11 protein-coding genes and 3 pseudogenes are annotated in these 12947 nt (G+C 38.7%); 8 read left to right on the forward strand and 6 right to left on the reverse strand.

What is annotated here, in order from left to right; translation table 11 throughout:
- From H6F45_RS23150 to H6F45_RS23175, 6 genes and pseudogenes are all read left to right on the forward strand, one after another.
- A pseudogene (locus H6F45_RS23150) lies at positions 1–173 on the forward strand (photosystem II D2 protein (photosystem q(a) protein)); the annotation flags it as partial.
- A gap of 116 nt (positions 174–289) precedes the next feature.
- On the forward strand, positions 290–499 hold the full coding sequence (locus tag H6F45_RS23155) for a hypothetical protein (RefSeq protein ID WP_190348493.1): 210 nt from the start codon (positions 290–292) through the stop codon (positions 497–499).
- A gap of 1001 nt (positions 500–1500) precedes the next feature.
- Positions 1501–3201 (forward strand): iron uptake porin, encoded by a 1701-nt coding sequence (locus tag H6F45_RS23160; protein WP_190348494.1) that lies wholly within the window; start codon positions 1501–1503, stop codon positions 3199–3201.
- 426 nt (positions 3202–3627) lie between these two features.
- On the forward strand, positions 3628–4065 hold the full coding sequence (locus H6F45_RS23165) for an Rrf2 family transcriptional regulator (RefSeq protein WP_137668639.1): 438 nt from the start codon (positions 3628–3630) through the stop codon (positions 4063–4065).
- A gap of 17 nt (positions 4066–4082) precedes the next feature.
- Entirely contained in the window at positions 4083–5036 is a 954-nt protein-coding gene (gene cysK / locus H6F45_RS23170) for a cysteine synthase A (RefSeq protein WP_137668640.1), read from the forward strand.
- A gap of 189 nt (positions 5037–5225) precedes the next feature.
- Positions 5226–5915, forward strand: a complete 690-nt coding sequence (locus H6F45_RS23175) for a DnaJ domain-containing protein (protein WP_137668641.1) — start codon at positions 5226–5228, stop codon at positions 5913–5915.
- Positions 5916–5963: 48 nt separating this feature from the next.
- On the opposite strand, the gene H6F45_RS23180 is transcribed toward H6F45_RS23175, so the two are convergent.
- The 3 genes from H6F45_RS23180 to H6F45_RS23190 all read right to left on the reverse strand — a co-directional run bounded on the left by H6F45_RS23180 (position 5964) and on the right by H6F45_RS23190 (position 7335).
- Positions 5964–6104 (reverse strand): hypothetical protein, encoded by a 141-nt coding sequence (locus H6F45_RS23180; RefSeq protein ID WP_162501924.1) that lies wholly within the window; start codon positions 6102–6104, stop codon positions 5964–5966.
- A gap of 141 nt (positions 6105–6245) precedes the next feature.
- Positions 6246–6614: a DUF433 domain-containing protein gene (locus tag H6F45_RS23185; protein WP_190348495.1), complete on the reverse strand. Its 369-nt coding sequence runs from the start codon at positions 6612–6614 to the stop codon at positions 6246–6248.
- Positions 6615–6624: 10 nt separating this feature from the next.
- Positions 6625–7335, reverse strand: coding sequence for a hypothetical protein (locus H6F45_RS23190; protein WP_190348496.1), 711 nt, complete (start codon positions 7333–7335; stop codon positions 6625–6627).
- Between the two features lie 176 nt (positions 7336–7511).
- Here H6F45_RS23190 and H6F45_RS27380 point away from each other — a divergent pair.
- Together H6F45_RS27380 and H6F45_RS27385 are read left to right on the forward strand one after the other, a co-directional pair.
- A pseudogene (locus H6F45_RS27380) lies at positions 7512–8294 on the forward strand (6-carboxytetrahydropterin synthase); the annotation flags it as partial.
- Positions 8295–8303: 9 nt separating this feature from the next.
- Positions 8304–8786, forward strand: a pseudogene (locus H6F45_RS27385) (6-carboxytetrahydropterin synthase); the annotation flags it as partial.
- A 135-nt stretch (positions 8787–8921) separates the two neighbouring features.
- Here the strand turns inward: H6F45_RS27385 and H6F45_RS23200 are convergent.
- The 3 genes from H6F45_RS23200 to H6F45_RS23210 form a co-directional block, all read right to left on the reverse strand.
- On the reverse strand, positions 8922–9896 hold the full coding sequence (locus H6F45_RS23200; RefSeq protein ID WP_190348498.1) for a PrsW family glutamic-type intramembrane protease: 975 nt from the start codon (positions 9894–9896) through the stop codon (positions 8922–8924).
- A gap of 143 nt (positions 9897–10039) precedes the next feature.
- Positions 10040–10978 (reverse strand): class I SAM-dependent methyltransferase, encoded by a 939-nt coding sequence (locus tag H6F45_RS23205; protein WP_190348499.1) that lies wholly within the window; start codon positions 10976–10978, stop codon positions 10040–10042.
- Positions 10979–11132: 154 nt separating this feature from the next.
- Positions 11133–12791, reverse strand: a complete 1659-nt coding sequence (locus H6F45_RS23210) for a DUF3352 domain-containing protein (RefSeq protein ID WP_190348500.1) — start codon at positions 12789–12791, stop codon at positions 11133–11135.
- Positions 12792–12947: the final 156 nt, after the last annotated feature.

A 12947-nucleotide genomic window follows, 5' to 3' on the forward strand; every position in this document is an offset into this window, starting at 1 on the left:
ATGACTTCGTTTCCCAAGAATTACGGGCAGCAGAAGACCCAGAATTTGAAACCTTCTATACCAAAAACATTTTGTTGAACGAGGGTATCCGTGCTTGGATGGCTCCTCAAGACCAACCCCACGAACAATTTGTATTCCCTGAAGAAGTATTACCACGTGGTAACGCTCTCTAATTTGATGATGAATTAATCAAATCCTTTAGTATTCATCCTTTTTAATTTACCCCCAGGCTATTTATTAGCCTGGGGTTTTTTAATGGTCATTAGTCATTAGCGGTTAGCGGTCATTATTGATTTTTACCCAGTCACCAATCACCAATCACCAATCACCAGTCACCAGTCACCAGTCACCAGTCACCAGTCACCAATCACCAGTCACCAGTCACCAGTCACCAATCACCAGTCACCAATCACCAGTCACCAGTCACCAGTCACCAATCACCAGTCACCTCCTGACTATTGCCAAAATAATTTTCTGTGCTATGATAATTTCAGGTTAAAAACCCAGAGTTTTGCGCTCTGCCTTTTTGAAACTAAGACCGTTTAGGCAACAAGGAGGTGATGCCCATGATAGATAGTAGTAAAAGCATGGGTCATCAGGTTGCAGTTAGCCGGCTGTGCGCCGGGGCTGTTCTCTAAAAGTTAGCCTTAGTTATCCTGAGATTTAGTTATCCTGAGATACTAAGTTAGCTCAAGTAGCTAGGCTAAAAGTCGGAGTTCCTTCCGGCAGTCTGGTTGCAACCTGAAGACCCGCTAGACCGCCCTGAGTTAGATCATCGGATTTAATTTAGGGCGGATAGTTTTTTAGGGGCTAGTAACGGTAAATTTTCTCTTCACGAACATATAGCAGTAGACAAGCTGGTTAGGACATTCTCAAAAGCTAAAAGCTAGTAATAATAAGGGTTTTACTTTTGCCTCTTGCCTCTTGCCTTCCGCTATATCTGTATTTTTTTACAAGCTACAGAATTCGCCATTAATTGTTGAAAATAATTTAACTGCGCTTCATGGAACATTCAGACTTGGCAGGACATCCTCACAATATAGAGAGGTTTTTGCTAATAGAGGAAATTGTCCAATGGCAACAGCAAAGAAATTTAATCTAACAGATGTGATTGTTTAAATCAGTTGCAAACACTTTTGGCAAAAGCTGCTGTTATGTTTTTGTCCTGTATATCTGTGGTGTGAGTTGAAAATAGTTAATTGCTTGGTTGTGATTGAGAATATGATACCAGCTTATTTGCGCGGTATTTAATTGATAAATTTTATCTTGATCATTAGGCTGAGATATTTTATAATATAAAACTATGATTTAGATGCTTTTACATAAGTTAATTTCATGATTTTTTAACGATTCGTTAATCATTTTTTAACTTTGTAAAAACTAAAATTGTAGTAGTGGCAGCTATGCCTCATCCACAGGTCGCAAAAAGATATCGCATTTCGGATAAGTAGGTACTACAAAAACAGTCATCTATAAACGGTGTGAGGAGTAAAAGTAAAGATGTCTAATCTCTTGTGGAAGTCTCTGGTGGTTAGCCCAGCAGTTTTAGGAGCAGCGTTATTAGTTTCAGGAACAGCTGTTGCCTCTGCAAATGCCACCACTGAAGTATCAACACTGGAAACTCAAGCCGCTACAGAAGTTTCCCAACAGCCTGAAGTTTTAGCTCCAGTCGCTTCAAAAACGCAGGTTTTGGCCCAGGTTCAGAACTACAGCAACGAAGGTCAAAATTTACAGTCGCAAGTTACATCAGTATCTCAGTTTTCTGATGTTCAGCCCACTGATTGGGCATTCCAAGCATTGCAGTCTTTGGTAGAAAGATATGGCTGTATTGCGGGTTATCCCAATGGTACATATCGCGGCAACCGGGCCTTAACTCGTTATGAATTTGCTGCTGGTTTAAATGCTTGTTTAGATCGTGTTAACGAATTGATCGCCACAGCAACAGCTGATTTGGTGACAAAACAGGATTTAGCGACTTTACAGCGTCTGCAAGAAGAATTTTCTGCGGAACTGGCAACTTTACGGGGTCGTGTAGATACTTTGGAAGCCCGTACTGCTGAGTTAGAAGCGAATCAATTCTCTACTACTACTAAATTACAAGGTGAAGCTATTTTTGCTGTCACTGATTCCTTCGGCGCTACTCCTCCTGGACAAACTGTTTTGCAGAACAGAGTTCGTTTGAACCTGCAAAGCAGCTTCACTGGTAGAGATATGTTGAATACCCGTTTGACTGCGGGTAATGCCCAAGGTTTTGGAACCACAGATGAAACTAACCAAACCTTTGAAGTTGGTAGCACTGGTAATAACAATGTTGAGATTGACAAACTGACTTATGAAGCTCCTATTGGTCCTGCACAGGTCTACATAGCAGCTACTGGTGGTCAGCATAGCCATTATGCAGCAGTTAACAACCCTTACTTCTTCGATAAAACAGATGGCGGTAATGGTGCTTTAAGTACCTTTAGTTCGGAAAATCCCATCTATAGAATTGGTGGTGGTTCAGGTATTGCTGTTAATGTACCCTTTGGACAAGGCGGCGGCATTCTCAAACCAAGTTCATTAACTTTAGGTTACTTGGCTTCTGGAAACACAACTTCTGGCGCTGAAAACCCTGCTAATGGTGCAGGTTTGTTTGATGGTAACTATGCGGCTTTAGGTCAGTTAAACTTCAATGTTGGTAATCGTCTTGCTTTAGCTGCTACCTATGTACATGGTTATCATGGTGCTGGTAGTACCTTGTTTGATGCAGGACGTGATGGAGGTGCTGTTGTCGGTACAACACTAGCTAATAATCTGAGTTCACCAAGCGGCTCTTCCAGTAACTCCTACGGTGTTTCCGCAGCGTTCAAACCCAGCCAAAGACTATCTATCAGTGGTTTCGTTTCTTACCACGATATTACAGGCTTTGCTGCAAATGATGATTATGAAGCTTGGAGTTATGGAGTTGGGGTAGCGTTACCTGACTTTGGTAAGAGAGGGAACGTATTAGGTATTTTCGGTGGCGTTCAACCCTATACCTTTAATAATGCTGGTGGTCCTAACACTGGTGATATGCCTTACCAAGTTGAAGGTTTCTACAAGTATCGCGTTTCTGATAACATCTCTGTCACCCCTGGTGTAATTTGGTTGCCAGCTGTTGGACAAAACAGCAATAGCCAGGATGCCTTTATTGGAACTCTCAGAACAACGTTTACTTTCTAGATTAAGAAAGTTGGTAGTCTGCTAACAATCTTTTAATCTGTTTTGCCCGCCATGAGGCGGGTTTTTTGTTTTGGGCAGAAAAAACCTAGAAAACCGATTCATTAATCGTAAGGGCGTATAGCATTCGGACAGAATATGAACTGGCTTCAGCGATAGGTTATCACCTGAATGCTTCGCCCCTACAAGATAAAAACAGATTACCTAGCATTGCTGAATCGACGCTCTAGAGAAGAAGGTGAAAACATTAACCAAAACTAAAACTTAGACAATTAAAGGCTTTTAGCACTGTCACCTGCTATAGCTGATTGCTGATGGCTGATAGCTGAATACTCAAAAAAAGTACAAACCCCAGTGTAAAACCGGAGTATACTAGAAAAAGTTATGAATTATGAATAATTAATGATCCTTTATTCTTAACTGCTGCTTGTGGAACTATCCTGTAAATCTGAATACGCAATTCTGGCGTTATTAGAAATGGCAACTCATTACGAAAGCGGCGAACCGATGCAAATTCGACAAATTGCTGCCCAACAAGATATACCAGATCGCTATTTAGAACAGCTACTTGCTACTTTGAGGCGTGGGGGTATAGTTAAAAGTCAACGTGGTTCAAAAGGTGGCTATCTGTTAGCGCGAGAACCTTGGAAAATCAGCGTTTTTGATATTTTGGAATGTTTAGAAGGGTTGGATATCAAGACAGGGGAAGATGATAATAACCCCAAAAGTGTAGATAGTGCCATTGTAGAAGAAATTTGGCAAGAAGCGCGTCAGGCTGCAAATGCAGTCTTGGAAAAATATTCGCTTCAGGATCTTTGTGAACAGCGAGATTCACGGAGGCAATTAGATATCATGTACTACATCTAAAGGAATCAAAAGTTATTATGCGGGTTGCTCGAAATATTACAGAATTGGTTGGACGGACTCCCTTGGTGCAGTTAAACCGTATTCCCCAGGAAGAAGGTTGTGTAGCACAGATTTTGCTGAAACTGGAAAGTATGAACCCATCGGCATCGGTGAAAGACAGAATCGGTGTGAGTATGATTAATGATGCTGAACGGGAAGGTTTAATCACTCCTAGTAAGACAGTGTTGGTAGAACCGACATCGGGAAATACGGGTATTGCTTTGGCAATGACAGCGGCGGCTAAGGGGTATAAATTAATTTTGACTATGCCGGAAACCATGAGTGCTGAACGTCGGGCAATGTTGCGGGCGTATGGGGCAGAATTGGAATTAACACCGGGTATTGAGGGGATGAGTGGAGCGATTCGCAGAGCGCAGGAAATTGTGGAAACCACACCACACTCATATATGTTGCAACAGTTCCGCAATCCTGCTAATCCTAAAATACATAGAGAAACTACAGCTTTGGAAATCTGGGAAGATACCGATGGCCAGGTAGATATGATTGTGGCGGGTGTGGGTACTGGTGGTACTATTACTGGTGTGGCGGAAGTTTTGAAGGCAAAGAAACCTAGTTTTCAGGCGATCGCTGTTGAACCTGCTAATAGTCCTGTGTTATCTGGTGGTAAACCAGGACCCCATAAAATTCAGGGTATTGGGGCGGGTTTTGTTCCCCAAGTTTTGAATGTAAAATTGATTGATGAGATAATTTCTGTCACTGATGAAGAGGCGATCGCTTTCAGTCGCAGGTTAGCTAGGGAAGAAGGACTATTATCGGGAATTTCTAGTGGTGCTGCTTTATGTGCTGCTATTCGTGTCGCCCAACGTCCAGAAAATGCAGGACGTTTAATAGTCATGATTCAACCAAGTTTTGGTGAAAGATATTTGAGTACACCTTTGTTTCAGGATTTAGAAGCTAAGACGGTAAACTAAGAATTCAGGAGTCAGGAGTTGTAGGGGCGAAGCATTCGGACGACCAATTATCAATTGGTGTCCAAGGCTATTTTCCCAATGCTTCGCCCGTACAGGAGTCAGTGAACAGTGAACAGATTAATAATAAAATTTATTGATAACTAATTACTGATGACTGATAACTGATAACTGATAACTGATAATTAAATCATGGAAGATTCTAACCATTACAAAACCCTGAAAGTTGATGCTAATGCCAGCCAAGCGGAGATTAAACAAGCATATCGCCGCTTGGTGAAAATGTTTCATCCTGACAGTAATCAGGAAACAGCTAATCATGAGGAAATTATTAGAATTAATGCTGCTTATGAAGTTTTGAGTGATGTTCAAAGTCGTCTAAAATACGATGAACAAATTAGAAAAGATGCCCAAAAATCAAATATTCATCGTCAAGAAAGAACTGCATCTGCTCAAAAACAACATAAGGCTAAAAAACAATCTGGAAAAGATGCAGATGAAAAGGTTGAAGAGTGGTTGCGTGTAGTTTATCAACCGATCAACCGCGTGCTTTGTCGCATTCTTAATTCTTTAGAACAGCAAATTGAAGACTTAGCAGCAGATCCTTTTGATGATGAGTTAATAGATCAATTTCAAGAATATTTAGATAACTGTCGGGATGATTTTAAAAAGGCTCAAAATACCTTTCATTCTTTACCAAACCCTCCTAGTTTAGCGAGAGTAGCAGCACATCTTTATTATAGTTTAAATCAAGTGGGTGATGGTTTGGAAGAGTTGGGATATTTTCCTTTAAATTATGATGATCGTTATTTGCACACGGGTCAAGAAATGTTTAGAATAGCAACGCGGTTACATTGTGAAGCGCAAGAATCTGTGGGGTGAAAAATGGTAAGAAGTAAGGAGTCAGAAGGTTTGATGATTTTTCAGATTTTATGGTAATGGTAAATAGACTATCCGATCTTGATATTCACCATCTTCTGAAGCTAAAGCAACTAATATTAATTCTTCTATATTTTCACCAACACTTAAATTAGGATTGACAATAAAGATTCCTGGTATGTGACGATTCATGGCAATAAGCTGTTGTGCATTTAATTTGTATAAGTGGAACAGGCATCTTGCCTGTTAAACAAGAGTTCAGAATATTAGGATTATACAATTTAGCTGTGTAACAGCTTATGATCAGATAAATGCACTGGCATAGAAGTGCGGTTATTTGTCACCAATATAAAATTGTCTCTCTTTTCTAAGTTGTCTGAGTTTTTCTGATACTGGTGGGGGATTCAGTCTTTGTTGTTCTCTCATTTTATGACCATGTTCTATCCAGGTTTTCATATAATTGCTGACAATTTCTTTGTTTTGTAAATAGTACAGAATTGTTGCATATACCTGTTCTAAAGAAATTGATTGATATATTTGGGCGATTTCTTCTGGAGAACGTCCACAATCAATATATTCATATAAAATTGTTTCAATTCCTATTCTTGAATTTTTCAGTCTAATGTCTCCAGGAGAAAGGAAATTGAAATATTCGGCAATGTCTTTGTTAGGTATATTTTGATGAATTGTTTGGATGTTCATAAATTTAACCTCATTTCAAACTTTCATAGGCAGACATAATCTTATTATCTGCGCGATTAGTTGCCTCTGATGCCATTGTTTCGTGGCAAGTTACACCTATAGTCATTTCAACGGCAGCTATACGCAAAGCTAAATACTTTTCAGGTAAAGCTTCAGCCTCCTTAACTAGCTTGTCTACTTTTGGTTGCAGTTTACGCATCCTTCTTCCACATTCTGCTAAACCTTCTAGATCAGTTCGCTGACGTAGGCTATTCATTTCTCTGCTTTCTGTTATTAAATTTTGTAATTTATTATGAATTAACAAAGCACGTTTTTTAAATTCTTTTTCTGTTGATGCGATGTCTTGAGAACTACCAACAACAAAATTAGTCTCAGCTTCTGCAACCTTAATATTTAGCAATTCAGAAATTGAAACATTTGCTCCAGTTAAATTTTCTCCTCTTTGACCAATAATTTCCTTGACTTTTTCAGATTGTGCCAGTGGAGAAAACGTAACTTTTATATTATACTTTCCATTACTAAGACCTTCTTTTTCTCCCAAAACGGATGTGAAAGTTCCTTCATTCACCAATACTTTATCTTGATAACCTTTTCCCAGAGACGGATTGTTCATAGAAATTAACAGATTAGCACTATTGGGAAGATTGGTTAAGTCAATAACTTTTGCCCTACCATCTTCTGTTCTTTCTACTTTAAGGGTAAGTAATACAGGTTCTGACATTAAAGATACTTCATTTCTAATCTTTGAGCCTTCTTTGTCTTTTTAATATCTTTATCCTTTCCCCAGTACCTACTCAAGAGTTACCAGTAAACAAACAACTTACCACCACAGCACAAATTGGTTTACACTGGATACAGTGAAAGATAAAGAAATATTAAATTTTTACCAGTGCAGTCATGGAATGTATCATAAATCGCCGCGCTCAGTTTTCAGCTACTCATCGGTATTGGTTGCCGGAATTGAGTGAAACCGAGAACCTAGAAAAGTTTGGTCCTTTCTCGAAATTCCCCGGTCAAGGTCATAACTATGTATTATTTATCTCCATGTCTGGTGAACTGGATGAGTATGGAATGGTGTTAAACCTGTCTGATGTAAAACACACCATCAAAAACGAAGCTACCGGTCAACTAGATTTTTCTTACCTGAATGATGTGTGGCCAGAATTTAAACAAACTCTCCCCACCACAGAAAATATTGCTAAAGTGATCTGGGAAAGGTTAGCACCTCATTTACCCATCGTTAAGGTGCAGTTGTTGGAACATCCGCAGATGTGGGCAGAATATCAAGGAGAAGGAAAAAAAGCCTCTTTAACCATCAGAAGTCATTTTAGCGCCGCCCATCGTTTAGCGCCTAACCTGAGTGCAGAAAAATATGGTAAATGTACCCGCACCCACGGACACAACTATCATTTAGAAGTGACTGTAGAAGGGGAAATGGACTCACGTACAGGAATGATTGTAGATGTTCGTGCTTTAAAGAAAGTAGTTGAAGATCATGTTTTAGAATTATTTGATCACTCCTGCATTAATGAAGATATCCCTTATTTTGCTGAATCACAAATAGTTCCCACCACAGAAAATATCTCTCGTTACATTAGTGATTTACTGCAATCTCCAATTCAAAAATTGGGAGTAAAATTATCCCAGGTGAAATTATTTGAAAGTGATCAACTGTGGGTAGAATACAAAGGTAATGGATCAGAAACATTTTTCAATGTAGCTACTGATTTTAGTGCAGCCCATAGATTAGCACATCCTGATTTGAGTTTAGAGAAAAATAAACAAATTTACGGTAAATGCGCTCGCATTAATGGACACGGACATAATTATCATTTAGAAGTCACCGTCAAAGGGGAAATTGATCCAGTTACAGGAATGGGAGTTGATTTAGGTGGTTTAAATCAAATCATTAAAAATTCTGTAATTGAACCAATGGATCATGGTTTCTTAAATAAAGACGTTTCCTTTTTTGCTCAAGTTGTACCCACTGCGGAAAACATCGCATTTTATATTAGTAATACATTGCGATCGCCTATTCAACAACTAGGAGCAGAACTTTACAAAATCAAACTCGTAGAAAGTCCTAATAACTCCTGTGAAATTTACGCTGCTGACTTAGATCAGACTTCTGTAAATGCAGCAGTCAAACAACTAGAATTAGCAGCAGTTTAAGTTAAGTAGGGGCGAAGCATTCGCAAAATAGCCTTGGACAAAAATTGATAATTAGTCACTCGAATGCTTCGCCCGTACAGGAGTCAGGAGTCAGAATATTTATACTGCATCCTGCTCCTGACTTCTCACTTTTCATCATTGAAAAAAATATCGACGACGGGCTAAATTGCGTAAATAAAGATAAATCAACCAAGCCACAAAACCCAAACAAAAATTAATAAAAATTTCCCTAAATATAAACAAGAAAATCTCAGTATCAAAAATTCTTATTATTGGCAAAGGACTAACTTTTCTCACCAAAATAAAAATGCCAAAAATAGCATTACCACCCAAAATCAAAATCAGCAAAATTAAACTTCTTTGCCAAAAACGCTGCTTAGAAGTATTACCAGAAATTAAAGTAATAGGACGTTTACCTTGAGATTTTCGCCAAAATTGTTCTAGTCGCCAAAACAACCATAACAAAAAAGGAAATAAACAATAACCAAGAAAACTAATGGGAGGGGGATAAACCCAACTTCTAGATAAAATATTTACCAAAGCATGAAATAAAACCGAATTTAACCAAGCAGTAAAAATTGAACTTCTATCTTTATTTAAACGTCTGCTAGAAAAAATATATTTTCCTAACGCATACCCCCAAGGAGCAACAAACATAGAATGTACAGGAGTGCTAATAATTCGTTCTAAAATTGGTGCAGTACCATGAAACCAATAAACCCAATTTTCCTCAGCAGTAAACCCCAAAGCAGCAGCTATCGTAAACAGAAAAACCGTACTAGTGCGTAACCTATAACTGCGTTGAAAATAACAGATAGGAATAATAACAGCAGCAAACTTACAACCTTCTTCAACTGGACCAATAACCACCAACTGCCGCAGGGCAAAACCAACAAAATAACGTTGTATTTTTGCCCAGTTCATAACAGAATTAGCAGCAATTTCTATAGCCCATTCTAACCCCAAAGCCACAAAACCAGAAATTGCACCAACTACAAAAAAACATAGTATTTGTAGGGGAAAAGGAGGCGCTGAAATTCGGCGATAGTAAAACCACAAAAACAGCAGCGGTGGAATTATTGCCCAGAGTACAAGAGATAAATTATGCACACATTATCAATTGATAATTGATAATTGACAATTATTTCATTAAAGGTTAAAACCTCTCCTTTCTATGAGAAAACAGAAAAAATTTCCTATTTCCTAATGCTCTCATTTCCAGGGAAGGGGAGGTAATTGTCAATTGTCAATTGTTAATTTTCCATTGTTGAATTACTGACTTGAGCAATAATAGTCCGATGACGAGGACTGTTATTAGTAATAGTTGAATTTTGAAAACCAGCCTCAACTAAAGCTTGCTCAATATCTAAAGTGAAATATTCATCTAAATAAGGTTCTGTACTTTTGAGCAAAGTGAAAACATAAGTAGGCATTTTTTTGTAAATTTCTGATTTGGGATTCATATCCATAATTGTTAAATGCCCACCTGGACGCAAAACCCGTCTTGCTTCTGCAAAAATCTTTCTAGTTGCTGACTGGGGCAATTCATGACACATTAAAAAAATCGAAACTAAATCAACAGAATTATCTGCTAATCCTGTAGATTCAGCTTGAGCATGAACCCAGTTAATATTACTTTGACGTTGTTGAGAACGATAGTTAGCAACAGCTAAAAAATAGGGAGATAAATCTAAACCTGTGATTTTGGCTTGGGGGTAAAGTTCTTGTAGAGCAAAGGTACTTAATCCCACAGCACAACCCAAGTCTAAAATATCTTGTGGTGGATGGGGAAGTTGAGCTTTGAGAATATTGTGATAACTTTGACGCAGTTGAGTATCACCTTCAGCACCTGCATCTTTCCAAATGCTGGCATGAACAGTACGAGCAGCCACTTCCAACTCAAAAGCAGCCTTCCAGCTAAGATCCCCTCCATCATAAGCGTGAAATGGACGTAAGTAATATTCTGGATAGGTAGTTTGAGGATTTTGGACTTGAGCTAAATCATTTGCCCAATCTCGTGCTGCTTGTAGTTTTTCAACTTCTTGATTCCAAGGTACACCTATTTTCCCAGCCCGTTTAATCATCATTTGTCTGGCTTGGTGTTTAGCTAGGTTAAATAAAGGCTTAACTGAAAGAATGCCATTGACTAAGCGGGAAGGTAAGTCAGGAGAGGTTTTAATAGCAGTAGTCATACATTTTTGTAGTTGGGAACAGCTTTATTTTACAGCAGGTGACTGGTGACTGGTGACTGGGGACTGGTGACAGTGTAAGAGGGAATAGGGAATAGGGAATAGGGAATAGGGAATAGGGAAGAAATTTATTCTGATTATCCTGACTCCTGCCTCCTTATTTACTGGTTTTTAAAGCTAACAACATTTCCATTTGAGCAGTAGATTTATTGGGGCTATGAACAGTGACACCCAAACCACGAATAGAACCCAGGATAGCACTGATATCAGGAGGTAGGGGTTGACCTGCGGTAGCAAAACGAGTAATTACAGAGGTGGTGTTATCCATATCTAGATAGAAATAACCACCGTTGGGTTTGGGTAAAGAACCAGTTACGGTTTTAAAGGTGTCGCTATTATTCAGGGTTTGACCTTTGTTATCTGCTATTGTTTCGCCAACAGGTCCACCAAGAGCTACAAATACGGTATCCTGATCTAACCAACCATGTGATACTAAAGCGCCTTGAAAGGGAATTTGCCATTCTGTGATATTTTTACCAGCAATATTTCTTTGAACTACCTTGAATGATTGCTTTTTGGCGAGGTCATCTAGTTTGGTGAAAGTGGTTTCCGCTGTTTTGCGATCGCTCGTATCAAATACCATCCCTCCCCCAAAACCAACATTTGCTAACCCACCTTGACTAGATTGAACCGCACCAAAAGCAAATTCCCCATCCATCCAACTAAAAATATCTTTGTCTAAATCAATATTGACAAATTGTTTGAGTTGTCCGCGAGTCTGTTCAACTGCTTGCTTAAATTCAGGATAATCTTTTGATTGTTCTAAGAAGGTTTGCCAACTACGATTTATATTCTGCCCAGTGACTAGAGCAATGGTGTCACTAGGAAATTGTCCTACTATTTTAGCTGGAGTGCTTTGATATTGAAATTTACTCAGTTGGGGATCTAAGTTAACAACCGCTTTTAACCGCAGTCCAGCATCATCAACACCAACACCAGCTACTAGGGATTTTACTTGCTGGAGTTGTGCCAAAGTTTGCGGCTGCAATGGTCTACCTTGAGTATTGAAAGCTGCTAATTGTTGTGCCATGTTGGCGTAATCTGGCACATAAATTTGAGCCAGGCTGTTTTCAACATCTACGCCTTTAGCTAAAATACTACTTGCTCCTTCTTTACTAGCAAAAGAAGGTTCTCCCTTATAGGTGTCAATCGCTTTTTCTACAGTTTGTTTTTCTGGTGCTACCAATATATGAGTATTGTTTAGTACAGTAACATAAGTTGATTTACTTTTATTTTTACTGCCAATAATTTTCTGACCTTTATAGTCTGATTCTTCAATTTGTGTGTTTTTTTGCTCTTTTAATTTGTTAGCAAAATTCAAAGCATTGAGTTTATCTTTGATACCCACTACTAACAGAATATTTGACTCTTGCTGGACAGATGGAGTTGACTGATTAGGTGTAGTAGGTGTGGGTGGCAGTACAGCAATCATCACACCACCGATCCAGGGTTTAATGTCTGTTTCGTAAGAAATATTACTATCATTTAATATTTCTTCATTGATATCCTGTAGAATTTTTGCTAATATTTCTTGCGCTTGTGGAGTGCCAAATTGCTGTAACTTATCCCAAGATTGGGGATCAGTGTTAACATATGTTGCCATCAAGGCATTAGCAGGTACTACTTTAGCACTGCTTATGGGGCTGGAAGTATCACCCAAGGGTGCTTTCAAATATACGTAAGCAGCTATACCTCCCACAACAACTATAGCCGTGCTAATAGCGGGAACTAGAAATTTTGATTTGCTTTCAGGCATTGTTATTGTCCTTTGTTGCGTAAAATAGGAAAAGTATGATTCAGATGCTATGGATACAAAATTAATAGTGGGGTTTTGGGACTTTTCAGCAATTTTGACTAATTTAGCGGAACTTACTGAGACGATTGGTATTTACATACAAAAATAGTTTTGTCG

Source organism: Sphaerospermopsis sp. FACHB-1194 (genome assembly GCF_014696235.1).
In the GTDB taxonomy this organism is placed as follows: domain Bacteria; phylum Cyanobacteriota; class Cyanobacteriia; order Cyanobacteriales; family Nostocaceae; genus Sphaerospermopsis; species Sphaerospermopsis kisseleviana.